The organism is Pseudomonas sp. SDT291_1_S447, from assembly GCF_054070155.1.
This window is the reverse complement of the sequence record NZ_JBSVXS010000017.1, coordinates 41,210-68,111: the sequence shown is the minus strand read 5'-3', so window position 1 is coordinate 68,111 and position 26,902 is coordinate 41,210. Positions and strand designations below refer to the sequence as shown.

21 protein-coding genes are annotated in these 26,902 nt (G+C 59.2%); 15 read left to right on the top strand and 6 right to left on the bottom strand.

Features of this window, described 5'->3' with window-relative positions:
* Positions 1-32: 32 nt before the first annotated feature.
* The gene (locus tag ACW9IR_RS08710; protein WP_457462769.1) at positions 33-1,844 is read left to right on the top strand and encodes an ABC transporter ATP-binding protein; all 1,812 of its coding nucleotides are present in this window, start codon (positions 33-35) and stop codon (positions 1,842-1,844) included.
* Here ACW9IR_RS08710 and ACW9IR_RS08705 read toward each other — a convergent pair.
* The 3 genes from ACW9IR_RS08705 to ACW9IR_RS08695 all read right to left on the bottom strand — a co-directional run bounded on the left by ACW9IR_RS08705 (position 1,841) and on the right by ACW9IR_RS08695 (position 5,157).
* The gene (locus ACW9IR_RS08705) at positions 1,841-2,785 is read right to left on the bottom strand and encodes an alpha/beta hydrolase (RefSeq protein WP_457462767.1); all 945 of its coding nucleotides are present in this window, start codon (positions 2,783-2,785) and stop codon (positions 1,841-1,843) included. The genes ACW9IR_RS08710 and ACW9IR_RS08705 overlap by 4 nt on opposite strands.
* A 112-nt stretch (positions 2,786-2,897) precedes the next feature.
* Positions 2,898-3,896: an NAD(P)H-quinone oxidoreductase gene (locus ACW9IR_RS08700; RefSeq protein ID WP_457462765.1), complete on the bottom strand. Its 999-nt coding sequence runs from the start codon at positions 3,894-3,896 to the stop codon at positions 2,898-2,900.
* Between the two features lie 61 nt (positions 3,897-3,957).
* Positions 3,958-5,157 (bottom strand): YbfB/YjiJ family MFS transporter, encoded by a 1,200-nt coding sequence (locus ACW9IR_RS08695; protein ID WP_457462763.1) that lies wholly within the window; start codon positions 5,155-5,157, stop codon positions 3,958-3,960.
* 111 nt (positions 5,158-5,268) lie between these two features.
* Here ACW9IR_RS08695 and ACW9IR_RS08690 point away from each other — a divergent pair, with 111 nt between their 5' ends.
* Together ACW9IR_RS08690 and ACW9IR_RS08685 are read left to right on the top strand one after the other, a co-directional pair.
* Entirely contained in the window at positions 5,269-6,144 is an 876-nt protein-coding gene (locus tag ACW9IR_RS08690; RefSeq protein ID WP_102902861.1) for a LysR family transcriptional regulator, read from the top strand.
* Positions 6,145-6,393: 249 nt separating this feature from the next.
* A complete protein-coding gene (locus ACW9IR_RS08685) occupies positions 6,394-6,801 on the top strand; it encodes a hypothetical protein (RefSeq protein ID WP_457462760.1) in 408 nt (135 codons plus the stop codon).
* A 58-nt stretch (positions 6,802-6,859) separates the two neighbouring features.
* Here ACW9IR_RS08685 and ACW9IR_RS08680 read toward each other — a convergent pair whose 3' ends face one another.
* A complete protein-coding gene (locus ACW9IR_RS08680) occupies positions 6,860-7,582 on the bottom strand; it encodes a pirin family protein (protein WP_102902859.1) in 723 nt (240 codons plus the stop codon).
* A gap of 215 nt (positions 7,583-7,797) precedes the next feature.
* Between ACW9IR_RS08680 and ACW9IR_RS08675 the strand changes: the two genes are divergently transcribed.
* On the top strand, positions 7,798-8,748 hold the full coding sequence (locus ACW9IR_RS08675; protein WP_102902858.1) for a GlxA family transcriptional regulator: 951 nt from the start codon (positions 7,798-7,800) through the stop codon (positions 8,746-8,748).
* A gap of 90 nt (positions 8,749-8,838) precedes the next feature.
* A complete protein-coding gene (locus tag ACW9IR_RS08670) occupies positions 8,839-10,296 on the top strand; it encodes an ATP-binding protein (protein ID WP_102902857.1) in 1,458 nt (485 codons plus the stop codon).
* Here the strand turns inward: ACW9IR_RS08670 and ACW9IR_RS08665 are convergent.
* On the bottom strand, positions 10,273-13,161 hold the full coding sequence (locus tag ACW9IR_RS08665) for an ATP-binding protein (protein WP_457462757.1): 2,889 nt from the start codon (positions 13,159-13,161) through the stop codon (positions 10,273-10,275). The two genes, ACW9IR_RS08670 and ACW9IR_RS08665, sit on opposite strands and share 24 nt — an antisense overlap.
* Before the next feature lie 125 nt (positions 13,162-13,286).
* Positions 13,287-13,718: a helix-turn-helix domain-containing protein gene (locus tag ACW9IR_RS08660; protein ID WP_102902855.1), complete on the bottom strand. Its 432-nt coding sequence runs from the start codon at positions 13,716-13,718 to the stop codon at positions 13,287-13,289.
* Between the two features lie 248 nt (positions 13,719-13,966).
* Here ACW9IR_RS08660 and ACW9IR_RS08655 point away from each other — a divergent pair, with 248 nt between their 5' ends.
* The 10 genes from ACW9IR_RS08655 to ACW9IR_RS08610 all read left to right on the top strand — a co-directional run bounded on the left by ACW9IR_RS08655 (position 13,967) and on the right by ACW9IR_RS08610 (position 26,860).
* Complete coding sequence (locus ACW9IR_RS08655) at positions 13,967-14,950, top strand: MBL fold metallo-hydrolase (RefSeq protein ID WP_457462754.1); 984 nt, start codon at positions 13,967-13,969, stop codon at positions 14,948-14,950.
* Between the two features lie 54 nt (positions 14,951-15,004).
* Positions 15,005-15,928, top strand: coding sequence for a LysR family transcriptional regulator (locus tag ACW9IR_RS08650; RefSeq protein WP_110719640.1), 924 nt, complete (start codon positions 15,005-15,007; stop codon positions 15,926-15,928).
* A gap of 113 nt (positions 15,929-16,041) precedes the next feature.
* A complete protein-coding gene (locus ACW9IR_RS08645) occupies positions 16,042-20,088 on the top strand; it encodes a hypothetical protein (protein ID WP_457462752.1) in 4,047 nt (1,348 codons plus the stop codon).
* Positions 20,089-20,158: 70 nt separating this feature from the next.
* Positions 20,159-21,106, top strand: coding sequence for an Ig-like domain-containing protein (locus ACW9IR_RS08640; protein ID WP_422606550.1), 948 nt, complete (start codon positions 20,159-20,161; stop codon positions 21,104-21,106).
* A 5-nt stretch (positions 21,107-21,111) separates the two neighbouring features.
* The gene (locus tag ACW9IR_RS08635) at positions 21,112-22,749 is read left to right on the top strand and encodes a hypothetical protein (protein ID WP_457462750.1); all 1,638 of its coding nucleotides are present in this window, start codon (positions 21,112-21,114) and stop codon (positions 22,747-22,749) included.
* Positions 22,739-24,358: a hypothetical protein gene (locus ACW9IR_RS08630; protein ID WP_457462748.1), complete on the top strand. Its 1,620-nt coding sequence runs from the start codon at positions 22,739-22,741 to the stop codon at positions 24,356-24,358. Before ACW9IR_RS08635 ends, ACW9IR_RS08630 begins: the two co-directional genes overlap by 11 nt.
* Before the next feature lie 60 nt (positions 24,359-24,418).
* Positions 24,419-24,715, top strand: coding sequence for a hypothetical protein (locus ACW9IR_RS08625; RefSeq protein ID WP_457462746.1), 297 nt, complete (start codon positions 24,419-24,421; stop codon positions 24,713-24,715).
* A gap of 537 nt (positions 24,716-25,252) precedes the next feature.
* The gene (locus tag ACW9IR_RS08620) at positions 25,253-25,612 is read left to right on the top strand and encodes a DUF6124 family protein (RefSeq protein ID WP_095120147.1); all 360 of its coding nucleotides are present in this window, start codon (positions 25,253-25,255) and stop codon (positions 25,610-25,612) included.
* A 215-nt stretch (positions 25,613-25,827) separates the two neighbouring features.
* Positions 25,828-26,241 (top strand): DoxX family protein, encoded by a 414-nt coding sequence (locus ACW9IR_RS08615; protein WP_102902852.1) that lies wholly within the window; start codon positions 25,828-25,830, stop codon positions 26,239-26,241.
* Positions 26,234-26,860: an antibiotic biosynthesis monooxygenase gene (locus ACW9IR_RS08610; protein ID WP_123374833.1), complete on the top strand. Its 627-nt coding sequence runs from the start codon at positions 26,234-26,236 to the stop codon at positions 26,858-26,860. Before ACW9IR_RS08615 ends, ACW9IR_RS08610 begins: the two co-directional genes overlap by 8 nt.
* Positions 26,861-26,902 lie beyond the last annotated feature (42 nt).

Sequence of the window (26,902 nt, the reverse complement as noted above, 5' to 3'; positions counted from 1 at the left end):
GCACCGCCATCACCTGCAGAGACCAACGCCCCATGCCTGATCTATCACGCTTCACGTCCTTGTTCGATCAGGCGCAGCGAGCCTTGCGGTTGGTTTGGGGGACATCGCGTGGCTTGTTTCTCGGGCTGGTGCTGGCAACGCTGGTGGCCGGGTTGCTGCCGGCACTGGCGGCGTGGTTGGGGCAGCGGATTGTCGATGCCGTGGTCGCGGCGATGCAGTTGCACGCGCAACACGGCAGTGCGCCGCTGTGGCCAGTGTTGCGTTATGTGTTGTTGGAGGCTGGGGTATTGGCGCTGTTGTCCGGCACACAACGGGCACTCTCGGTGCAGCAGTCGCTATTGCGGGTGCAACTGGGGCAGAAGGTCAATACGCTGATCCTGGAGAAAGCACAGACCCTGTCACTGGTGCAGTTCGAGAACTCCGAGTTCTACGACAAACTGGTGCGTGTCCGTCGCGAGGCTTCGACGCGGCCACTGGCGCTGGTCATGAAGTCGTTGGGCTTGATTCAGAACCTGATCATGCTGATCAGCTTTGGTGTGCTGCTGGTGCACTTTTCCCCTTGGGCGCTGGTGCTGCTGGTGGTGGGGGCGTTGCCGGTGTTCTTTGCCGAGGCGCACTTTTCCGGTGATGCCTTTCGGCTGTTCACCCGCCGCGCGCCGGAGAGTCGGCAGCAGAATTACATCGAAACCTTGCTGTCCCACGAGACCTATATCAAAGAGGTCAAGCTGTTTGGCTTTGCACCGCTGTTGCTGCAACGCTACCGCGACACGTTCGCCAAGTTATATGCCGAAGACCGCCGTTTGACGTTGCGGCGCGACGGTTGGGGCTTCGGCCTCGGTCTGCTCGGTACTGCGGCATTTTACGTGGCCTATGCCTGGGTGGTGATTGATGCGGTGCATGGCCAGATCAGCCTCGGCCAGATGACCATGTATCTGGTGTTGTTCAAGCAAGGCCAAAGCGCTGTCAGCAGCAGTCTGAGTGCGATCAGCGGCCTGTACGAAGATGGCCTCTACCTGACCAGCCTTTATGAATATCTGGCCGAACCGGTGCAAGCGGATACCGGCCACCTGACCGTTGGAGTGAGCCCGGGCGATGGTTTGCGCTTCGAAAACGTCGGCTTCCGTTACCCCGGTGCCAGTCGGCCAGCACTGGAAAACATTGACCTGCAACTGGTGCCAGGCAAGAGCGTGGCGCTGGTCGGCGAGAACGGTTCGGGCAAGACCACGCTGATCAAGTTACTGACGCGGCTCTACCGTCCCGATCAAGGGCGCATCCTGCTCGACGGCAGCGATTTGCAGGATTGGCAGGAAACCGCGTTACGTCGGCGGATTGGCGTGATTTTTCAGGACTACATCCGGTACCAGTTCAGCGTCGGCGAAAACATCGGTGTCGGTGACACTCAGGCATTCAACGACCCGCAACGGTGGAAGGAGGCCGCAGCCCAAGGCATGGCAGCACCCTTCATCGAAGGGCTCGACAAGGGTTATGCCACGCAGTTGGGACGCTGGTTTGCCGGTGGCCAGGAATTGTCTGGCGGGCAGTGGCAGAAGATTGCCTTGTCCCGCGCTTACATGCGCCGTGATGCCGACATTCTGATCCTCGATGAGCCGACTTCCGCCCTTGATCCGGCGGCCGAAGCGGCAGTGTTCGAGCATTTCAGCCAGCACAGCGAAGGTCGCATGACATTGCTTATTTCCCACCGTTTTTCCAGCGTGCGCAATGCCGACCACATCATCGTGCTGCAACAAGGCCGGATTCTCGAACAGGGCGGCCACGATCAACTGATCACCGCGGCCGGGCACTACGCGCAATTGTTCGATTTACAGGCTCGCGGCTATCGCTAGGTGTCCCGCCCGCTGCGCACGGTTGCCGGCCCGGCCATCCGCGGGGCGGGCTTGCTTTGCATCAGGCTGTCGAGCGCCTTGCGGTAATTCTGCCCGCCGAGCGCCATGCTGTTGTTGTGCGTCGCGCCCGGCACCAACAACAGTCGCTTGGGTTGTTGCGCGGCGTTGAACAATTGCTCACTGAAACGTGGCGGCACGAAAGCGTCGGCCAGACCGTGCACCACCAGCAGTGGCATGTGAATGTCGGCAATCTTGTCGATCGAATCGAATTTCTGCGACAGCAGCCAGCGCACCGGCAGTGACGTGTTGGCCACGGACGCGGCGACATCCGCCAGCGTGGTGAAGGTGGACTCGATCACCAGGCCGCGCACTGGCAGCGCGGAATGATCGCGGGTGGCGGTTTGCCCGAGTTCTGCGGCCAGATCGATGGCCACAGCGCCACCGAGGGAGTGCCCATAGATCAGACGTTTGGCGGGATCCGGTTGCAGCAGCTTAAAGCGCTCCCACGCCACCCGCGCGTCCTCGTAAACACTGCTTTCCGACGGCAGATCACCGTGACTCTTGCCGAAACCTCGGTAGTCGATGGCCAGCACTGAATAACCCGCTGCGCGCAGTTGTTCGATGCGGAACAACTGCCCGGTGAGGTTCCAGCGCACGCCATGCAGATAGAGAATGGCCGGCGCATTGGCTTTTTCCGCCGGCCACCACCAGGCATGTATGTTTTCCCCGGCCTTGAAGCTCTTCGGTTGCAGGTCGAGTTCCTGCACGCTGCCGGGCAAGCCGCGATACCAGCCGGCGGTGCCCGGTTCGATGCGAAACAGCAACTTGCGCTCGGTGTGTTCCAGCACGGCACAACTGGTCGGCACGCCGATAATCAGCGCGGCCATGCAGGCGAACGCCAAACGGCGGCGGCGCAGACGCGTCATGAAGGACAGGAACATTAAACGTTTCACCAAAGCGCAGACAAAGAAGGCTTTTTACCAGATGCCTCGGTCTGCGCGTGAGTTTTTCGACCACCGCCCCGGCGCAACGATTACCAAATGCTGCAAAGACTCACACGACCTGCAGAACGATCTTGCCGATATGGTCGCCAGCCTCCATGTGCGCGTGAGCCTGAGCGGCGTCGGCGAGTGGGTAGACCTTGTCGATCATCGGCAGGCAGCGCCCGGCAGCCAGCGCCGGCCACACGTGCTCGCGCAATTGAGCGGCGATCGCGGCTTTTTCTGCTGCGCTGCGGGCGCGCAAGAGGGAGCCGGTGATGACCGCGCGTTTGGCCATCATTGCCAGCAGATCAAAGTCATTGGCCCGCGCGCCGCCAAGGAAACCGAGTATGACCAGACGGCCATCCATCGCCAGTGCGCTGACGTTATCGTTGAGATACGAGCCGCCCATGATGTCGAGGATCACATTGACGCCCTGGCCTGCGGTTTTATCGGCGATGACTTGGGCAAACTCTTCCTCTCGATAGTTGATCGGCAAGCCGCCAAGCTTGCTGATCGCTGCGCATTTGTCCGGGCTGCCGGCGGTGGCGAACGCTTCTATACCAAATTCGCGGCACAGCATCAGTGCGGTTGTGCCGATGCCGCTGGTGCCACCGTGAATCAGCGCGCGTTGACCACGGCTGGCGCCACCGAGGCCGAACAGGTTGGCCCACACGGTGAAAAACGTTTCCGGGATCGCGGCCGCCTGGACCCAGTCCACGCCATCAGGAATCGGCAGGGTCTGGCCGGCCGGGACTGCGCAGTATTCGGCATAACCGCCGCCGTTGGTCAGCGCGCAGACTTTGTCGCCCACGGCGAACTGGCTGACACCCGCCCCGAGTGCCACGACTTCACCGGCGACCTCCAGCCCGGGAATCGGGTTCATGCCCGGTTTCATCGGGTATTTGCCGGCACGCTGCAAGGCGTCCGGCCGGTTGATTCCGGCGGCGTGTACGCGGATCAATACCTCGCCTTCTGCGACGGCTGGAAGCGGCACGCGTTGGGGTTGCAAGACGTCGGGGCCACCGGGTTCGCTGATTTCGATTCGGGTCATTTCGTTGGGCAGGGACATATCGATTCCTGTTGGCATAAGTTCTGTAGATGGGAGCGTACTGCGCGCGCAATGATTCCCTTCAATTTGCACAGCAGCGCTGCTCAATACGGGCAGGCAGCCATTTCATGGCTTGCTCCAGCAGCAGCGCCACGACGATCGCGCCAGCGGCAATGATGAACAACAATGCGTGATGACCGCCGCTGGCATTGAACAGCGCCGAATAGGCAAAACCGGCCAGCGCCTGAAACGTAGCGAATGACACCGTCGCACGGCTCCAGGCGATTTGCTGGCGATGGTGCTCCGGCACCAATTCATGCACCCGAGCCAGCGCCAGCGGCACAATGCCCGGCGGAAATGAACCGAGAATCACCGCCAGCAACGCCAACGCCAGAAAAGACTGAGTCAGCGCCAGCAGCCCAAGGGCAATCGCTTGCACCACCAGCACCAGACGAATGCCGGATCGCGCGCCAAGCTGATCGGCGAGAAAGCCATAACTCACCGGACCGACAATCGCGCCCAAGCCATACATCACCCACACTAACGCGCCGACATGCGCTCCGGCACCGAGTCCACGCGCCACGTAATCCACCAGAAATACCATCGCCGGTACCAGGCCGGCAGCCATAAAGGCGTATTGGGCGAACAGCAAGTACACCCCGCGCGGTGTCGGTTCTGCGGACACCGTTTCTTGTGCAACGACCGGGTGCAGGAAATCAGACGGCCAGGCAAACCAGCTCAGCGCCGTCAGCAACAAGGCCAAAGCCCCCAGGCCCAGCCATGTCGCTTGCAAGCCGAGGCTCAACAGCGGCGGCACCAGTGTCCCGGAACCGGCAATGCCAAGACCGATACCGAGAAATATCGCGCCACTGGCCAGCCCTTTACGCGCCGCCGGAACATGCGGCAGTACCGTTGCGGCGACCAGCACCATGATCGCGCCGCCGGCGATCCCGGACAGCAGCCGCCAGCCGAAGAACCAGCTCACCGACAAGGGAAACGCACAGGCAAAAAATGCGGCGGTGACGATCAGCATCATCAACCGCAAGGCATTTTTGTTGCCGAGCTGGCGCGCTACCGGGCGGCCGAGCAGGGCGCCGATCAGGTAGCCCACCAAATTGGCCGCACCGAGGTAGACCACATCATTGGCGCTGAACCACTGCGCTTCAATCAGCGAAGGAATCAACGGCGTGTAAGCGAAACGCGCCAGTCCGATGCTGACCAGGCTGGCGCAGAGGCCGGCGAAGATCGGCAGCCAGATACCGGTGGAGGTTGAAGTGCGCATGAAAGCGATCTCGAGGAAGGTTTATGGCGTTCAGCATATCGGCTATCGTTGCTGCGTTAATGCAGCGAATTGGCGGCACGATGATGCGAATTTGCATCGCTGGGAGACAGCATGAATTGGGATGATGCACGGGTATTTCTGGCCGTTTGCCGCGAGTCGACGCTGCGCGGCGCAGCACGGGTTTTGGGGGTGGATCAGGCGACCGTCGGGCGGCGCATCACGGCACTGGAAAAGTCCCTGAGCGCGACGTTGTTCCTGCGTACCTCTGACGGGTACGCGTTGACGGCGGTCGGCGAAGCAGCGCTTAAAAGCGTTGAGAAAATGGAGCATTCGGCGTTGGAGCTGGAGCGGCAGATTCAAGGCCTGGACGATCGCCTGACCGGCACGGTACGCGTCAGTACCACCGATTCGCTGGCCATCGATTTCCTGATTCCGGCGATTGCCCGCTTGCACGAGCAGCACCCGGACGTGCGCGTGCAACTGGACGCGTCCACACAGATTCTCAGCCTGGCCAAGCGTGAGGCGGATATCGCCGTGCGCAACACCCGGCCGGACAACCCTGACCTGATCGCCCGGCGCATTGCCCGATGGTCGGTGGGGCTGTTTGCTTCCCAAGCGTATATAGACGCCAATGGAGTGCCGCAGCCGGGCACGGCATTTGAAGGGCATGATCTGGTGGTTTATCAACCGTATCTGCAAGGCAAAAAAGATCTGACGTTGGTATCGGAGCCAATGAGTCGCGGCCGCATCGTCGCCAGCCTCAGTTCCAGTTTGCTCGTCCGTCGTTCGATTGCAGCAGGGTTGGGTGTAGGAGAAATCCCTGTGTATATGGGGGCGCGCGATGGCCTGATCAGGCTTTGGCCGGAGCGCACCACGCCATTGCCCTATGAGGTATGGCTGGTAACCCACGCGGACCTGCGCCACACCGCGCGGGTGAGGGCGGTGATTGAGCAGATTGTCGACGTGTTCGCGTCGGAGAATGAGTAGGTAGATGCTGTTTTGGCAGGGCTACAACCTCTGACGAAACGGCCTACACCAGAGGCAGAATCTCCCGGCTTGTGAGCCTGTTGAATGGGGCCTATTGTTTCGGCATGTCGGTGAGGGGCGCAGGGCTCGCACTGATGTTGATACCAGGGAAGGTATTGGTAAACTCAGGAAGGTGCCGAATTGAGAACCACGGAATTCAGTCAAAATCCAATCAGTGACCTATCGAGTAAAGGTCGGAATACTCAAACCATGAACGCTATAAGTCGTGAAGAGTTCAATGCCAGGATCGAAACCATCGAGACCAGGATGGACGCTCGGGTCGAGGGTGTGTCGGCGAGAATCGATGCTTACCTGTTGACTCAGGCTGAGCGAGACAAGGCTCAAATGGAGAGGGACAAACGATACGATTTGATGTGGGACGGCGTACAACAAATCGCCGAAGACTCAAAAGAAGCCATCAAACAAGCCTCGACAGTGAAGGCGCATTACTGGGCGACGACAGCCGTCCATTTCCTCGGAATGATCACCGTCGTCGTGGGGGCGCACTTTGCCAATCAGGCAGCGGTGTTAACCACCTTGCAGACGGCACTCGCTGCGATCCAGATAGGCAAAGATATAAGTGCACCAAAGCCAGCTTCGTCGCAAGTACCCGAATGAGCACAATAGAAAACGGCCTTCAAAGAAGGCCGTTTTTCGTGAGCATTGAAATACCAGGTCATGGCATCTCTGGCAATTCCTGCGGCCGCAGGTCGAACACCAGCACTTCGGCATCGACACCGTTGCTCAAGGTCAGCAACTGTTCCTCGCGAACCCGCACGCCGTCACCTTCGCGCAATGCCTGGCCATTGAGTTCAACGCTGCCCCGTGCGACATGCACATAGGCATAGCGGTTGGCCGCCAGTTCCAGCGTGGCGCTTTCCTTGCCGTCGAACAGCCCGGCGAAGACCCGTGCATCCTGACGCACCTTGAGCGAACCGTGCTTGCCGTCCGGCGAAATGATCAACTGCAGGCGACCGCGTTTTTTCTCGGCGCTGAAATGCTCTTGTTGATAGCGCGGTTTGGCACCGGCAACCTCCGGCACAATCCAGATCTGCAGGAAGTGCACCGGTTTGCTCGCCGAGTGGTTGAATTCGCTGTGCGCCACTCCGCTGCCGGCGCTCATCAATTGCACGTCACCCGGGCGGATAACCGAACCGGTGCCCAGTGTGTCCTTGTGCTCCAGCGCACCTTCCAGCACGTAGGAAAAAATCTCCATGTCGCGATGCGGGTGCTGGCCGAAACCTTTACCGGCGGCAACGCGGTCATCGTTGATCACCAGAAGGTCGGAAAAACCCTGTTCGCGAGGGTCGCGATAGCTGGCGAAGGAAAAGGTGTGAAAGGACTTCAACCAGCCATGATTGGCGAGGCCACGATCGGAGGCTTTGCGAAGGGTCAGCATGATGAAATCTCCTTGCAGGACGTGAATTCGTCCGAGTGAGGAGAAGGTTACTGTTTACTGGATTGCGCAATAAGTAGATGAAAATTGAAAGACTGTCCCTTTCAGGTTGACAGTTTTGCGATAGCCGTCACACAAAACTTTTGCGCTCAAACGGCTACAGTTGGCCATAATGTCTGGCCTGTCTCATGTTTCTTTGATTGAAGTGATGTCTGCCCATGAAAACCGTGGCAATGGTGCTGTTCCCCGACTTTCTCCTGCTCGACATGGCTGGGCCATTGGAGGTTTTTTCGGTTGCCAATCGCTACCTGAAACCCGATGCGCACTATCAATTGATCACGCTTGGCATCGAGCGTGGCCCACTTCGGGCGTCCAATGGTGTGTTGGTGCATGCCGACCAAACTATCGACGACAACACCGAACATTATGATCTGCTGTTGGTACCGGGCGGCCCGGGTGCCTACAACCAACAATTTCCGTCGTTGTTCGCTTGGCTCAAAGGTGCTGTTCAGCGCGTCGACTATTACGGTTCGATCTGCACTGGCGCGTTTGTATTGGGTCATGCCGGTTTGCTTGACGGTTACCGTGTAACCACGCACTGGAACTACACCGAACGCCTGATCAAGGGGTTCCCGAAAGCCCATGTCGCGACCGATCAGATCTTTGTCGAAGATCGCAATCTGATTACCTCGGGTGGCGTCACTGCCGGCATCGATATGGCGCTGGCCGTGGTCGCCCGTGATCACGGCAAGAAACTCGCCCAGGATGTAGCCAAAGTCCTGCTGGTGGTGATGAAACGGCAGGGCGGGCAGGCGCAGTTCAGTCCACTGATGGCTGCCGTGGCACCACAGGACACGCCGATCACTCGCGCACAGAGTTACGTGCTGGAACACCTCGACGAAGCGTTCACTGTCGAGCGCATGGCCGCTATTGCCAATATGAGCGCGCGGCATTTCGCGCGGGTGTTCACCCGTGAGATCAATATGACACCGATGGAATTTCTGCAGAATGCGCGCATTGATTGCGCGCGGAATCTGCTGGAAACCAGTGATCTGCCGCTTAAAACCGTGGCTTATAAAAGTGGTTTCGGCAGTGTGCGGCACATGCGTTCGCTGTTCGCTGAAAAGCTCGGCCTGACCCCCGTGCAATACCGCGAACAGTTCAGTTAGAGCGCTTGTGTCCGTCTGGCGCACCCGGATGTCCGTGCGGCGCCCCGTGTAGCGGTTGTCGCGTCAGCTGAGGCTGCCAAGATAGTTGGCATGGATAGCCTCAACGATTTGAACATGGCATCGGTGCTGTATTTCGGCCCCTACGCCTTCCACTTGCGCCAACGGCTGATACTCGATGGAGATCGGCCATTGCGCATGGGCGGTCGTGCGCTGGACATTCTGCAAGTGCTGGTCGAGCGTGCAGGTCGAGTGGTGCGAAAGGAGCAACTAATCGCCCTGGTGTGGCCGACGTCGGTGGTCGAAGAGATCAACCTGCGGGTGCACATCGCGGCGCTCCGTCGGGCCTTGGGGGATGGCGAAAACGGTCAGCGTTACATCGTTAACGTGCCGCAATGCGGTTACAGCTTTGTTGCGCCGGTCCGTTGTGACAGTGCCGCGCAAGTACTCTTCGAGGGCCTGCAAACGCCCAGGCATAATTTGTCTGCGCGACTGACCCCAGTCGCCGGGCGTGACTCGCTGGTCGGCGGGCTGGTTCGACAAATGCCGCTGTGTCGACTGATGACCGTCACGGGCGCGGCTGGTGTGGGTAAATCCACTGTGGCGCTGCGGGTGGCGGAATTGCTTCTGCAGTACTACAGCGATGGCGTGTGGCAGGTCGATCTGAGCTTGATCGATGACGCTACACCGCTGCTCGATCATGTGCTGCGCACCTTGGAAAGCGACTTGACCGGACTGTCGACTCGCCATGCATTGCTGATACTGGATAACGCTGACCATCGGCGCGATGCCTGTAGAGCAGCGGTAGAAACGTTGCTTGACGCGGCGCCTCGACTGTCGATTCTCGCTACCAGCCGCGAAGCCTTGCAGGTCAGTCTGGAAACCGTTCAGTGCGTACCACCGCTAGCGATCCCGAAACGCTCGGCAGGCGATTGCATCACTGAAGCCATGGGGCATTCGTCGGTGCAGTTGTTCGTCAGCCGTGCCCGGGCTCGACAGCATGATTTCCGCTTGCGCGAGCAGGATGTCAAAGCCGTGCTTGAGATCTGTCGCCAGCTCGACGGTTTACCCTTGGCGATCGAACTGGCCGCGGCGCAGATCGATGCATTGGCGTTGGTGGGCTTGCAGGCGCAAATGGCCAATGGTCTGCAAGTGCTCAGCCACGGTCGGCGCACCGCTGTGCTACGCCACCAATCGATGCAGGCAGCCCTCGACTGGAGCTATCAACGCTTGAGCGAGCAAGAGCAACGCGCGCTGCAGCGTTTATCGGTGTTCAAAATGGCGTTTACCCTGGAGGCGGCGCTGGCGGTGATCAGTTGTCCGCAACTGGCGTCATCGCCGCTTGCCGCGCTCATTGACGGCCTGGCGCGCAAGTCATTGCTGGTGGTGGAGCGGGGTGGCAGTGCAGGCCGGTACCGAATGCTCAATACCACCCGCTGTTATGCCCGCGAACAGCTTGAGCGCAGCGGGGAAGGGATTGAGCTTGAACGCCGACATGCGCGTTACATCAATCGAATTCGCCAGGCCTCATGCGTGCACGTGCTCGCTTAATTCGTCGATCAGCAAGCGCACCTTGCGCAAGTCCGGGGTCGCATAGCCCTCGGTGAAGCGTTGGTAGATCGGCGTGAGCAAATCCAGCGCCTCGCGGCAGCGCGATTGGCGTTGCCAGAGTTGCGCGAGTGACGTGGCACTGCGCAGTTCCCAGGCGAGCGCGCCTTGAGTGCGGGCGACGGCCAGGGATTGTTGCAGGAGTGCTTCGGCTTCCTGAATGGCCCCTTCGCGAGCAGGCTCGCTCCCACAGAGATTTTGGGTGTACTCAGACCCCATGTGGGAGCGAGCCTGCTCGCGAAGAGGCCCGTCCAGACAACCCAGATCGTCATTCAATAACGCATCAGCCCGAGCCCGCAGGATCTCCGCCGTGCTCCACCCGGCATCACCACTCAGCGCTCGCTCAAACAGAGCGTCATCCACAAAACGATCATCCAGCGTCACCATGATTTCCCGAATCAACCCACTGCTGTCCTGCGGCACGGGTGCGAGGGTTTGAGCATCAATCACCTGCGCGTAGTGCCGCGCCCACGTATTGAACAGCAGCACCGAATGCTTCTGCGATTGCTCCAGCAACAGTTGCAACAGCGCCCGGGCGTTCTGCTCATCGCCGTTGTAATGAGCGATCAGGCAACTGGCCAGCGCCAGGGTGTAGCAAATCGAAGTGCCATGGTCGATCTGCACGGCAATATCCAGGGCCAGCCGTGCCGTATGCCACGCTTGCTCCGGCAAACCCTGCAGCCATAGCACCCGCGCCAACACCGTCAGCGACGCGACACTTTGGTCGTACTGCACGCCAAAACCGTGAGTGAAGCGGTTGACATGGCCGCTGTGCGCCATGCGCTGCAGCACCTGTTCGGCATGAATGCGTGCCTGCGGTTGGTCGCCGGCATAGTGCAGGGCCAATACGCGCAAGCGGTGGGTACTCAGTGACAACAGCGGGTCGCCGTGCAGACCGAGGCGGTCGAACTGTTCGCTCTGGGCCAGCGCCATGCGATAGTGCCCGCAACTGAGGTTGACCGCCATGTGCCCGGACACCGCGCGCAACTGCCCGGCGACATCATCGTGTTCATGCGCCAACTGACGCGCTTCGGCGAACGCTTCGATGGTTTCCGGGGTGCCGCCCCACGTGTGATAGCAGGCACTGCCGAGGGCCAGTTTCAGGGAGATTTTCAGGCGCGGGCAGGGTTCGCCCAGTTCGTCAAACAGGCTCAGCGCCCGCCGTACATAGCTGCCGTATTCCTTGAGCAGCGACAACTCTTGCCACAAAGGCGCCGACGCCGCTGCCAGGCGAATTCCCAAGCCGCCCGGGCCGACACCGTTGAGGCTCCAGTCCAGCGCGGCGCGCAAATCTTCCAAGCCTCGGGCGTAGCGCTCGATCCACAACGCCGTTGGCGTGTTGTCCCAATCGTTTTGCGCCTGCTGCATCAACGCCAGACAGCGTTCAGCATGCCGTTCACGGGTTTCTTCGCATTCAGCGGCGTGATCGAGTTTTTCCAGGGCATAACGGCGGGTCGTGTCGAGCAGGCGATAGAACACCTCTTCATCACCGACCTCGACGCTGAGCAGGGATTTGGCCACCAGTTGGCTGATCGACACAAACACCATGCTGGGGTCGATTTGTTGGCCAACGATCACCGCCGCCGCTGACTCCAGGGTAAACCCTCCGCGAAACACGCCGAGACGGCGCAGACAGGTTTGCTCGCAACGGTCGAGCAGATTGAAACTCCAGTCCAGCGTGGCGCGCAGGGTGAGATGGCGCTCAAGACTGTTTTGATTACCCGCTGCCAGCGGTGGCAAACGGCCCTGCAGTTGGCTCAGCAAACCGTCCAGGCCCAGTTCGGCGACCTGCGCAGCCGCCAGCTCCAGCGCCAGGGGAATGCCGTCGAGGCGGTGGCAGATCTCGATCACTTGCGGCAACTGCGCGTCGCTCAGTTCAAAGCTTTCCTGCGCGGCCGTGACCCGTTCGATGAACAGCTGCAGCGCCGAGAAGCTCAGCGCTTGCTCGCGATTCAATATCGCTGGCATCGACGGGTATTCGAGGGAATCCAGACGCTGCACAAATTCGCCTTCGGCCCGCAGGCTCTCGCGGCTGGTGGCGAGGATATGCACCTGCGGTGCGCCGCGCAGAATGCTTTCGCTGAGCGCCGCGACGGCATCGATCAGGTGTTCGCAGTTGTCGAGCAGTAACAGCATTTGTCGCTGTTGCAGACCATTGACCAGCGCCGCCAGTGGATCGCCTTCGATTAACGCCAGATCGAGCAGGGTGGCCAGGTGCGAGCAAATCAGCCGAGGATCCTTGAGCGGTGCCAGGTCCAGCAGCCGAATACCGTCGCGGTAATGGCCGATCAACTGTTCAGCCACGCGCAAGGCCACCGTGGTTTTACCGATGCCGCCGGGGCCGACCAAGGTGATGCAGCGTTGGCGCGGCAGCTGCGTCATCAAGCTGTCGACCAGCGGCTGGCGGCCGATCATGCGCGTGCGCCGCAAGGGCAAATTGTGCCGACCGCCAGCATCGCCCACAGGACGCTCCTCCATGGATTCCAGTAAAACCGGTGCGACAAAACTGTAACCGCGTTGCGCCACGGTGATGATGTAACGCTGCCCGGCCTGACCATCACCGAGAGCCTTGCGTAACGCCGCCATGTGTACACGCAAGTTGATGTCTTCGACAACGCTGTCCGGCCAGACTCCGGCCATCAATTGCTGTTTGCTCACTACTTCGCCGGCGTGGGCCAGCAGAATCAGGAGGATGTCCATCGCCCGTCGACCGAGTCGCAACGGCTGTTCGCCTTCGAGCACCCGCCGTTGTCCGGGATGAATCCGATAGGGGCCAAAACCGAGGGCCTGATTCGGCGAAAGACTCAACAGCTCACTCCTGCGGTGCTGCGGCGGACAGAGCGGAGTAGTGCCAGGCGTTAGCGCAGGCCTTCTAATCCGGGGTGTTCCGGCATAATCCTCAGGTTTGAGCGTCAGTGCAACGGGTGTCGCGATCAAAACACGGCGGGTTGTGAACGGTGGACTTTGGGTTCGCGCATGACCTGGCAGCGCCAGGCAAACGGATTGATGCCTTCGCTACGAGTGAACATATGGCAGAAATGCGCCTGATCGCAGAACCCGCATTCCAGGCTGATTTGCGTCAGGCTCAGTTCCGTGTGCCGGATCAACAGCTTGGCTCGGGCCAGGCGCTGGGTGCGAATCCAGTCCTGCGGCGATAATCCGGTGCTGCATTTGAAGGCGCGGGAAAAATGGCTGCGTGACAGTGAACAGGCGCGGGCCAGTTCGGTGACCTCGAGGCTTTCGCCGAGGCGTTCGAGGATCAGCTGTTTGACCTGTCGTTCACGTTGCGGACTGAGTCCGCCGACCCCGGTCTTGCGTGGTTCGTTGGCAGGGGCGAGGGCGACGCTGTGCTGTAAGTGAGCCATGGCCAAAGTCCGTGTCGATGGGGAATGCACGGTCGGCGCATCCCCTCAGGTCAAAAAAACAACGCTGCGCAGAGGGTTTCATTGTTGGCCGAGGGCGGGAGGCTGACGAGTTAATCGTTGTTAATTCCAGCGCATTGACCTGAACTCAGCACATCCCTGCAAGTCTGCGCCCCGCTGTTTGCGGCACGATGACTGCAAGCGTGGCGAACCGATGGGGCGTCGCAATCGGCAGGTCCAGGGGGAATCAAATGAAAGGCATCTTTAAAGCAGCGACGGCGCTGACGTGCGCGCTGGTGATTTCCGGTGCCATGGCGCAGGCACCACAGCAGGCCACTCAGGCGCCGGGCTATTTCCGCCTGGCCTTGGGGGATTACGAGATCACCGCGTTGTTCGATGGTTACAACGACCTGTCACCGAAGCTGTTGCAGGGCATGAGTCAGGGCCAGATTCGTGCGCTGCTGGCACGCCGTTCGATTGAAACCCCGGGTGTCCAGACGGCGTTCAATGCGTTTCTGGTCAATACCGGCAAGCAACTGATTTTGGTCGACAGCGGCGCCGGGCAATGCATTGGCGCCACCGCCGGACAGCTTCTGGCGAATATGCGGGCCGCGGGTTACCAGCCAGAGCAGGTCGATACGGTCTTGCTGACGCATCTGCACCTCGATCATGTCTGTGGTCTGGTCGATGCACAGAAACAAGCGTTGTTCACGAATGCCACGGTGTACGCCGCCAAGGCGGAAGCGGATTACTGGCTCGATCCGGCCGCGCTGGCCAAAGCGCCGGCCGGCGCCAAAGAGTTTTTCAAGATCGCCCAGGACTCCACGGCGGCCTACGTCGCCGCCGGGCGCTTCAAGACGTTCGCCGCTGGCCAGTCGCCGTTGCCGGGATTAGTCGAAGCGACACTCGAAGCCGGCCATACGCCGGGCAGCACCACCTACCGTTTCACCTCGCAGAACCAGAGCATCGTTTTCATGGGGGATCTGGTCCATAACCTGGCTGTGCAGTTTGAGCATCCGGAAGTGTCAATCGGCTTTGATGTCAACAGTGCGCAAGCGATCAACGCGCGTCAGGCAGTCTTCAGTGCGGCGGTGGCCAGCAAGACGTGGGTGACGGCGGCGCACCTGCCGTTCCCGGGCATCGGTCACATCACCGCGCAAGGCGAACACTTTCAGTGGGTGCCCGTGGAATACGGTCCGTACAAGCGCGCGGCCAAGGTGCCGTTAATCGAGTAAAGTGCGCAGCGCCCACCCGCAAAAACAGCTGACACCGAAAAGGAAAACATGCCCATGAACCGTAACGATCTGCGTCGCGTCGACATGAACCTGCTGGTGATTTTCGAAGCGCTGATGTTCGAAAAGAACCTGACCCGCGTCGCCGAAAAACTGTTCATGGGGCAACCGGCCGTCAGCGCGGCGTTGGGGCGTTTGCGCGATCTGTTCGACGATCCGCTACTGCTGCGCAACGGTCGCAGCATGGAGCCGACCGCGCGGGCGTTGGCGATTCTCAAAGAGCTGCAACCGGCGATGGACGTCATTTCTGGCGCGGTCAGCCGGGCCAAGGAGTTCGAACCGGCAAGCAGTTGCGATGTTTTTCGCATCGGTTTGTCAGACGACGCCGAGTTTGGTCTGTTCCCGCCGCTTTTACGCCAGCTTCAGCAGGAAGCACCGGGGATTGTCGTGGTCGTGCGCCGCGCCAATTACTTGTTGATGCCGGCACTGTTGGCCTCCGGGGAAATCTCCGTCGGCGTCAGTTACACCACTGAATTGCCGGCCAACGCCAAGCGCAAAAAACTGCGCGACATTCCCTGCAAGGTCCTGCGCGGCGATGACCGCCCGGGGCCGCTGACCCTCGACGAATACTGCGAACGCCCGCACGCGATGGTGTCGTTCTCTGGCGACCTGAGCGGCAATATCGACATGGACCTGGCCAAGGTCGGCCGTTGCCGTCGCGTGGTGCTGGGCGTGCCACAGTTCAGCGGTTTGCGCGCCTTGCTCGCCGGCACCGAGATGATCGCCACCGTGCCAGATTACGCCGCCTGCGCGTTGGTGGAAGGTTGTGCGCTGCGCGCCGAAGATCCACCGTTTCCGATCGATGCGGCGCAATTGTCGATGGCGTGGAGCGGGGTGCATGACAACGATCCGGCGGAGAAATGGCTCAGGTCGCGGATCAGCCAGTTCATGGCGGCACCGCTGGATATACCGCCACGTTAACCCCGCCGCTCGTCGGAAATTGCTCTGTACCTGTCAGATCTGACAGGTGACGATTTTCTGTTTCTGGCTGTTAATCACTCCGTCGCCCGATCCCTCGGCAGGAGTGTTTTGTCATGCTTTTAAAACTCAAAAAACAGATCGCAACTCTGGCACTTGCTGAGCCGGATATTACCGGTCGTACGCTTCCCATTCTTCCCTCGGGGGAGTGGGGGATCAATCGCGCTGCGGCGCAAGGGATCTATCCGGACGATGGATTGCAGGTCTACCTCAGCCCATGGACGACGAAGAATAAAGGCGACCTGGTGGTGCTCAGGAAAAACTCCGTCGAGGTGGATCGGTACACCATTCGTGATCAATCAGAATCTGATCAGCGTGCGACCCTGTTCGTTGCTCCGCGGCATCTTGCTTCGGGCTCCCATGAAATCGACTATTGGGTAAAACGATTAGGCCTGGATCCCGCCGAGACGTACACGCCGCCATTGAAAATTTTCGTCAAGCTGGAAATTCCCGGCGGACAGGATACGGAGGAGGGGCCGGGGCATTCCAATCTGTTCATGTTCATCCCGCCGGAATTTGTCTCTGGTGGGGTGCACAGCGACAACATTCCGGTGGATCCGGATGATCCGGATAATCCGGAGGCGCCGAAAGCGGGTGTGCCTATCGTCATTAGACACGCATCCGGTAGCGGCAAACCTTACCCCGATATTGCCGTGGGCGATCAAGTTCAGCTCAGTTGGGGGGGCATTCTGATCTGGTCCGACCCGGTGACGGCAGAGCAAATCAATGACCCGTTGAAGAATCCCATCACGATTTACGTCAAGCGGGCGATTATAGAAAAAGCAGGTGATACCGATGCGGTGGGCCTGGCCGTGAGCTTTCGCGTGCGCGATATCGTCCACAACTATTCGGAGGACTGGTGTAGAGAAACCCGGATCAGGGTTTCGCTCAACACCAATCGGCTGGTTGCCCCTATTGTCAAGGATGCGCTCAACAATGTTCTCGACCTTGACCGGTTGGGTGATAAAAACGTCGTCGTTCAGGTCTGGGCAACCTCGAGCGAATTCAAACATCAGGACTGGATTGAAGTAAAAGTCAGCGGTACCACCGCCGATGGCGAAGCCGTCACATTCACTGCGCCGAAGCAGGAGGTCGACAATCTCCCCCACACCTATGAGTTCGAGTTTGAGAATGCGGATCTGCGCAGGCTTGTCGCAACCCAGGTGATTTTTTCTTATGAGGTCGAGCGCGAGGGAATTGCCGATCCGCTGCAATCCAAAGGTCAGTTCGTGCAAGTCAACGGTGAGGCCACGCGCCTGGATGCCCCTGTTGCTGAAGATGAAAACCAGGGCGCCATTGATCCTGACCTGGCACGTACCCGGATTCTGATTCGCTCTGATTCGGTGTTCAACTATGGCGATGCGTTTGAACTGGTGTGGTTCGGTAAACGTCCGGATGGCAGTGCCTATATCCCGGAATTCGAAAGGTATACACCTAGTCGGGAGGAAATCGCCGACCCGGTCGGTTTTTTCCTCACTGTCGAAGGTTTGCACTTGAAGACCATTGAGGGCGGAACACTGGTGCTGTCATATGTCCATTTGAGTGTGGATGGGAGCGACGACATTGTCAGGCGTGTGTCGCGTCCCGCGGCATCGCTGAGCGTGGGCGAGCCAAAATTCGAGTTGGTTAAACCGATCGTGCTCGGAGAAAGCAATGGCTCACTGGAGCCTGATGAATTACCCAACGGCGTTGGTCGGCTGACCGTTCCCAAACCCATCGTCACGCCGACGAAACGCGGCGATAAGGTGACTTACAAATGGGAAGGGGAACGATCAGGCAAGACCAGCGACTTCATCGACATTACTGCGCTCAACGAGAACAGCGACGTGCCATTCCGACTCAGCGAGAAGTTTGTTGCCGAGCATATCGAGCCAAATCGCGGTGCCACGATCACGGCCAATTACGAAATCTGGCGCAAAGAAACCGACACGATCAGTTATTCCAACCCTCTCGTGTTCTCCGTCGGCGAGTCCACGCAATTGCTGGATCCGGCCCGCGTAGTGCAGGCGCTCGATGATATTCTCGACCCGGCCAATGCTCCAGACGGAGCGACCGTCGAGATACCGGCCAATGACCCCGACAATGCCGGCGATCACTTCTATATGACCTGGGCTTCGTCAGATGGAGTGGTCAAGCACACCGATGACAAAGCGGTCAGTGGCAATAACAAGGGCAAGCCGATCGAGTTCACTGTGGGTCTGCCAATTGTGCAGGCCAGCTTGAACAAAAAAGTGACTGTCGATTATCGGGTCGAGTTGTTTGACGGCGGCGAGGCAGACGGCAAACCTTATGACTTTGACGTGCAAGCGCAAGAGTTCCGTCTACCGGTAGCCACCTTCAGGGAGGCCACGGGTTCGCAGAAAGATCAGTTGAACCCGGACGACGTCTACCCCAACGGCGCAACGGTGGTGATCCCGGCGACGGCTCAACTGAAGACCGACGATGAAATCACCGTGACCGTGGTCGGCAAAACCACCACCCCTTACACCCACACGGTTCTGGCAGCAGAGGCCGACAAAGAACTCAGCGTGATCAAGGCGGCCCACGCGGTGATCAGCGCTAACCTCGATGACAGCATCGCGTTGAGTTATGAGGTCAAGCGCAAGGCGGGAGGGACCGATGGCCCGTCGGTGCCGACGGTTTACGATGTTCGCCGGGTCATTGGCAGCGGTACCCTGAAGATTATGGGCGCCCGTTATAACCGCAGTACTTATCGCGCATCCAGTGCTACTCGTGTACTGAGCGCATTCAACGCCACCACGGGGCAGCCGCTGCAAGCGCAGTGGAAGTACGCTTCGGACACAGATTGGATGACCGCTGCCACCTGGCGCGACACCTCACCGCAGCAGCCGCTGCAAGTGCGCACTGCCGATGATCTGGTCACGCTCAACTCGGCGAATATCATTGGCAACGGGATCGATACCACGGTCACAGGTTTCGCAGCTTTCGTCGCTCACCGAGATGTCGGGGATGTCGCTGGTTGGGGCAACGCTGCGTACGGCGCCAATATTCCTCCGACCATCATCACCATGGATGACATCGTTGAGGTGAGCTGCACGCGCAGTGCTTATGCGGCTCGCCGCGCCAATAGCGCAGTTGTCGCCTGGGGAACCGCCGCCGAGGGCGGAAGCATGAGCGGTATAGATCCGCTGGGTTTTGTCGAAGTTATCGGTAATGCGACCGCGTTCACCGGGTTGAAGACTACTGGACAGGTGTTTGCCTGGGGCACAGCAGCCGATGGAGGTAGTGTTCCAGCAGAAATCAGCGCACTGACGGATATTGTTCGAGTGGTGGCGGCGGGTCAGGCTTTTTCAGCAAAACGAGCCGCCGGTAATGTTGTGGCCTGGGGCCTGGCGGCAAACGGTGGGGTAGTTCCGGGTGAGATTGCAGGCTTGACCGATATCGACAATCTGATCGGCAGCTTTGGTGCCTTTGCCGCGCATCGTGGCAATGGACGGATTGTCGGCTGGGGCCACGCCACCTATGGCGGCGTTGTGCCGGCTGAAATTGCGTCCCTGACCGACATCATCGAATTGAGCTGCGCCAATGCGCAAGCCTTCACCGCAAGGCGCGCGACCGGGCAGGTGGTGGCGTGGGGGACGGCCGCGTACGGCGGGACGATTGACGCGCTGATTGGCGGGCTCACGGACATTGTCGAGGTCAGTTCCACCTGGCGCGCATTCGCAGCACGCCGAGGCAACGGTCATGTAGTGGCGTGGGGCACTCCCGCGGAGGGTGGTCTGGTGCCTGCCGAAATCGCGGCGCTCGATGACATTGTTCAGGTGTGTGGTTCCTCCATGGCTTTTGCCGCGTTGCGCAAGAACGGCACAGTGGTCGCCTGGGGGAATGCGACCGTAGGTGGCGATACCTCGACGGTCGTCACTGAGCTGACTCAGGTACAAGCGCTTTACGACAACACTCACGGGTTTACCGCGCTCACCGCTGATGGTCGAGTCGTGACCTGGGGGCATCCTGCTGGCGGCGGGGACAGCAGCGCCGTACAGGAGCGGCTGAGGGGCAAGGTGTCTTATCACGCTACCCCGACCTCCAGAGGCCGGGCACTTCTGGCCAGTCGCTGGGCCGAGCTGAATATCGGGCGTTGAACGCCTGCCATTGAGCCTTCCTTCAACCCCGAAATACGGTGCTCGACAGAGCGCCGTGTGAGGTGTCGCCATGCACAAAACAACAAACACCCCGCTCAAACCGTCTGTAGACGAAGCGCCCGGCGATGTACTTGATCCTGCAGACATTCCGACCAAAGGCGTGACAGTCAGAATCAAACCTTATGACGACATGGCCTACCGTGACTATGTGTATCTGTTTGTTGGTGAGGTCGTTGGTGAGGAATACACCGATGACATCCCGATTGGTTCGACCGCTGTTGGCAAAGACGTCACATTTACCGTGCCCGGCAGTGCGCTGATCGCCAACGCGAAAGACATCGTACTTGTTCGTTACCAAGTGCAGTTTGTTGGCGGCGATCTGGTGGATTCGCAGCCACTGGAGCTCGTATTACAGTCGGGCTTTGACGCGAAAGCGACCCTCGATCTGAGCGCACATAATCACGTGGTGTCAGTAGACAAACCGCCGGTCAAGTTACCCGCCGCCGCCCGAATGACGCGACTGGCGCAGTGGGGGAGTGGCCCCTATCAATACACCAGCAGCGATCCGGCCATTGCCAGTGTCGATGAGCAGACGGGCGAAGTCAGCGCCCGACGCAATGGCGACTGTGCGATCAGCGCCACCGACAGCCAGAGCCAGACCCGAACCTACCCGTTGACGGTCAAGGGGATTGTTGAAGTGCATTTCCTCACCGACCGCGCGGATTGGCAAGGGATGCTCAGACTCTGTGAAACAGCAAAATTGCAGCCGGTCACGCTGTCCCGGATCAAACGCATGTGGACGCTGTACTTTCCCGACGCCGGCCCTGTGGCCGAATACCTTGAGTGGCTGAATTATCCCGTGTGGACCGGCGATGAATTGGGAGCCGGCACCGCTTGGACCTATGACCTGAACGGCGATTCGGTCAATGACAATGCCAGTGCGCACAACAAGGACACGTATTGGCAAGTCCTTGGGGTTAGCGCGACCCAAGCGAAGCGTCAAGAGGGCAGGGGGTAGAAACCATGCAAAGCGCACGGACGCAGATAACCCGATACCTATTGGCATTGCTGTTGCTCAGCGGTCCGGTTCTCGCCGCCACCGGCCCGGAAACCGCGCAGTTGCTTAACAGGCGCTATCAGAACACCACGGCAGAATGCGCAGGCGCCAAACCGGCGTATTTTTGCAGTGGGGTGCTGGTGCGCGGCAGTGATCCGGCTCTTGAGTTCTGGAAGCACGGGGAGGTTGCCCGAAAATTGGGAGCGGAAGGTTTTGTTTATCTGCGGGGCGACCTTGATACGCAGAGGTTGGCTTTGGCGAATGGGATGGTGTTCAGCGATTCATTCACAGCCATCGGGAATGGTCTTTCGCTGGAGGTGTTGTGTGCCTACCCATTCGCTTTCCCATCGACGGCTACCCGCGCAAACTTCGGTTGCGCTGCCCTGTCAGCCACACAGCACCTGCAAGACGTCAGTTCTTGTGCCGACGTTGGCGTCAGCGATGCGCCAGCCTGGTTGGCGCACTTTCAACAACAAGGGCAGTTACCCGAAAAGCAATGCTCGTTGAGCAGCCTTGACCCGGCACAATTCAAGGCTAGCCTGCTGGCGCACCAAGGCATCGACGATAGCTGGTCGGCCAGACCGAACAAGGTGCAGATCAAAAACTGGGATCCCGATGCACCCGGACTGTTGCCGGTTCAAGGCCTGTATTACGACGTGACGCAACCCGGGGCGTTACTCGGCGCGCAGAAAGATCAGCGTGATTACTTCATTGCCACGGGTGAGTGGCTGCCGATCCTGCGCATGAACCTGAGCGAACCACCGGATGCCGTATTCGGTTTCAATCTGCAGGATCAGTTGTATATCGGTTATCGGATTGCCGCCAACATGAATGCACGCTTCGCCGATACGGCTTCGGGTTGCCTGCGCGAAAAGCCCGGATTTCACTGCAATGGCGTGTTGGTTCGAGGTGCAGATGCGTCAGCGGGTTTCCACGCCTGGAATCCCAGCCCCAATTCGATAGGCCGCAATGGTGTCTCATTCAGTTATGTGCGAAAGGATGTGGGTACCACAAAACTCGCTGGTACTCAGGGCTTCACGTTCAAGGAAGCGTTTGCCCCGACAGGTCATGCGGTGACATGGCGTTGCGCTTATCCGGCCAATGCCGGGACGAATTCCATACCCGACAGTTGTCGCGCCAGTTGCCAATCTCAGGGCATTACCACCGTTGCTGCCTGGCAAGCCCGCTACGCTTCCAACCCCAGTGCAAGTTGTGCTTTTGACATGTCATTGGCCTCGTTTCAGCTCAGCATCGACGTGCGTGCCGGCCTCAGCGCGGCAGCCAGACTCAACTGGAACGAAGTCATCATTGCCGTGTGGCCTCAGAACATACCGGCGCTAGTGCCCCTTGAAGCCTTTTTCTATGTGTCGGGAAGCAGTCCGGGATTGGCCAATGCGCAATTCATCCAGCGTGACTATTTCACGCAAACCCATGCGTTTTTACCCGTTATACGATTGAATCTGGCCAGTGCAGATGGCCGACCTTTTGTATTTGAAGTGGGGGATCAGACGGTTCAGGACACCTCAACTCAAACCCTGGTCCGAGGCATAACGCCGCGACCGCCAGTCTCGTCGCAAAAGGACTCGGGCCCTGATGAAAATTAATAGCCTGCTCGTTTTTCTGGTAGCGCTCGCGCACTTTGATATTTCCCTCGCCGCAACCGGCCCGGAAACCGCGCAGTTGCTCAACAGGCACTATCAGAACACCACGGCAGAATGCGCAGGCGCCAACCCGGCGTATTTTTGCAGTGGGGTGTTGATACGCGGTACTCAAGGTACACAGGAGTTCTGGAAACACAGCGAAGCATCCGTTCAACTGGGGGCGCAGGCTTTCAACTATCTGCGGGCCGATCTCGACACGCGCACGCTCGGACAGCCCAATGGGTTGATCTTCAGTGATGCCTTCACTGCCATTGGTCAAGGCAAGCCGCTTGATGTGCTGTGTGCCTACCCCTTCGAATTTCCAGTGCAAAGCACGCGACCTGACTCGGGATGTGGCTGGGTTGCTGCGGTACAGCACTTGCAGGACGTCAGTTCGTGCAGCGGTCTGGGTGTCACCGACGTACAAGGATGGCTCGCGCATTTTCAACAGGAAGGTCAGCAAGCCGCCGGGCAATGTTCGCTAAGTAGCCGTGATCCTGCCCAGTTCAAGGCCAGTCTGCTCGCACACCAGCAGATTGATGCGCAATGGGCCGCTCAACCGACGCTGCTGCTAGTCGGGAACTGGAACGAACAAACCCCTAAACAACTGCCATTACTCGGCTTGTTCTACGACGTCAACCAGAGTCAGTCGCTGCTCGGCGCGCAGAAAGATCAGCGCGATTATTTCGCTGCCACCGGTGAGTGGCTACCGATCCTGCGCATGGATCTGAACCAGCCGCCGCAGGCAGTGTTCGGGTTCAATCAGGACGATCAGTTGTATATCGGTTATCAGGTGGCAGCCAGGTTGAATGCGCGTTCGATCGAGAAAGTACGCGAATGCCGTGGCAGCACCGCGGCGTTCAATTGCACCGGCGTGTTGATCCGCTCAACGGATGTTTCAACGGCATTTCATTCCTGGAACCCCAGTCCTTCGTCGGTTAACGGCAATGGTGTTTCCTTCACTTACATTACCGACGGCGCGTTGATCGCCAAGACTTACAAACCTCAGGGTTTCATCACTCGCGAGTCTTTTGCGCCCACCGGTAAACCGCTGACGGTTCGCTGCCTCTATCCCTTTGATGCTGGTACCGGCGGCTCTGCCGACATCTGTCGAACCCATGGCGGTCAGTGTGAAGAGTTGGGTATCGACACCCGCGAGGGATGGATTGAACGCTTTGCAAGTACCCCGTTGAGAAGCTGCGCGTTCAATACCGAGGCCAGGATGTTCGAACTGGCGACCACGGTTCGTGCTGACGCCAGAGACCCGTACGGTTGGAACGAGCTGATTGTCGCGGCCTGGTCGGAAGACGATCCGCAAAAGCTCCCTTTGGAAGCTTTCACCATCATTACGCCTTCGCATATTGCCGGTGATGGCCTAGCCGGCGCTCGATTCATACAACGTGATTACTTCGAGGTGACCGGTCGCTTCATTCCCATCGTGCGCGTGCTTTTTACCGCCGCACCCGGCTCGGTATTTTCCTATGACCCACAAGATCAGGCGCTGTCGGACACCAGCATGCGGATGTTGAGCAACAAGATTCCGTTTTTGCCGAGTTCCATGCGTGATGATTGATTCCCGCTCGACGTCAGGCAGGCCCGTATGAGCCCAATAATTCCAAGGCTCACAGCTTTTTTGTTGGCTCTTGTGCTCGCAGTCAGTTCAAGTCAGGCCGCGACCGGCCCGGAAACCGCGCAGTTGCTCAACAGTCGTTATCAGAACACCACGGCAGAATGCGTGGGCGCTAACCCGGCGTATGTTTGCAGTGGGGTGCTGGTGCGCGGCAGTGATCCGGCTCTTGAGTTCTGGAAACACGGTGAAGTCGCCACGCAGTTGGGGGCTGAGGCTTTTCTGTATCTGCGTACCGATCTGGGGACTCGCACGTTGTCATCAGCCAACGGCGTTATCTTCAGTGATCATTTACTGCCATAGGTCTGGGTAAATCGCTGAACGTGTTATGTGCCTATCCATTCGAACTGGGCCTGCACAGTTCAGGGCCAGCCTGCTCGCGAAAGCGGTGTGTCATTCAAAACATCTGTTGGCTGACCCGACGCCTTCGCGAGCAGGCTCGCTCCCACATTGGCTCGCTGTGGTCCATAGATTTTCGGTGCTTTAAACATCGCTGTTTAAGCAACACCCACAGACACTCTTTCAGGCTACGCAACCTTGCGCCTTTGCCTACAGCTACGCCAGAATCCGCCGGCTTGTGCGCTTGTGGTCCGGTCTCTATCGTTTGGTGGTCGCTGAAAACTCAGCGATCGGGTTTAGCGACTCGGACCAAAAAAAGTGCATCAGCGCTCCATGCTTCGTTGCAGGCTATCGTCTGCACTTCGCTATGGCGGCTGTATGCGGGAGACCTTCGGGTCTACCGGGTTGCCTTTTTACCGGTTCGCTAACCTGCATACGGTCGCCACCCATCCTGTTTAGCGACAGGACGTGGTGATCCCGGCTCTAAAAAGGAGATTCACCATGTTCAAAGTCACGCCCAACCCACCAGACATCGACCCCACATCCCCCTACGAATCCATCGATTCTCGAAAGCTCCACGAAGCCGCCGACCGCGCCCTCGACCATTACCTCCTTCCACCCGGCTCCACGCCACCCCCACGCAGAACCCGTGGCATGTACGCCGTAACTGCCGACACCAAAAATGAAGAACTGCTGACCGACGCCAGCGAAACACTCGCCTCGGCCAAGACCATCGCCCAGGACGTCGCCCACCTGTTGCCCGCACCGCAGCGCCGGGCGTTGTTGGGAATTGCGCAGTTGATCATGCTCGGTGAGTTGGCAGTGAATCGGGTGCTGGATAACCTCGAACCACCGGCCTAAGCACACCCCCTGTGGGAGCGAGCCTGCTCGCGAAAGCGGTGTGTCATTCAAAACATCCGTTGGCTGACCCGACGCCTTCGCGAGCAAGCTCGCTCCCACAGGGGGCTGCGGTGTTCCAAGAATTTTGGAATGCCGCAGAACTGAGCACATCTATCCAATTTCCTCCCGACCATCATTGGCATGATTCCAGCCAATGACATTTCAAGGGTCGGGTCATGAATGCCTCAACAGATGAACAGGCACGCGACATCGGTTTGCTGTTCCTGCGGGTCAGCGGCGGGTTGTTTTTGTTGTGGGTGCACGGCTTGCCCAAACTGCTCGACTTCACCGCGCAACTGCAGCTGATCGAAGACCCGTTCCACCTCGGTTCTCACCTCACCTTGATCCTGGCGATCTTCGCCGAAGTCCTCTGCCCGCTACTGATCGTCGCCGGGTTACTGGCGCGATTGGCCTGCGTGCCTATTCTCTTTGTGCTGCTGGTGGCGTTGCTGGTCGTGCATCCGCAATGGAGTGTGGCCGAGGGGCAGTTCGGCTGGTTGCTGCTGATCCTGTTTACCACTGTGTTGATCGCTGGGCCGGGACGGCTGGCGATTTCTGTTCGTTTGCCCGGAGTGTTGCGTTATGCCTGAAGTCCTCAATCCACAGTCACCGGGGGCCGATGAGACGGTCACATTGATCATCAAACACCGGGTCAAGGCCGGTTTCGAGTCGGCGTATGAAGCCTGGCTGCGCAATATCGTCCGTGTAGCGGGGCAGCGTGAAGGGCATTTGGGCGTGGACGTAGTGAGGGGCAAGCGCGGCCGTCTCGACTTCTACACCTGCGTGCTGCGTTTCAGCAGCACCGAAGCGATGCAAGGCTGGCTGGAGTCGCCGCAGCGACAGGCACTGGTCGCCGAAGCCGCGCCAATGCTGGCTGATGGCGATCAGACCGAAGTCGCGCCGATCAATGAATTCTGGTTTACGCCACTGGCCGACGCCGCTTCGCCGCCGCCGCGCTGGAAGCAAGCGGTGGTCACGCTGCTGGTGATTCTGCCGCACACCTTGCTCGTGCCGCTGATCTGGGGACCGCTGCTGGCGCTGCATCCGCTGCTTTCCAACTATGTGGTCGCCACGTTCCTGATCACCCTGACCATCGTCCTGTCGGTGGTGTACGTGGTGATGCCGCCGGTCACCCGTTTATTTTCGCCATGGCTCGAAGCCAGCCAGGCCCATGAACACCTCGATTCCCAAGACACCTCGCCGCGTTGAGCGCGCGAGGTTCGCTCCTTTTCACTTTGCTTGAGGAACTGC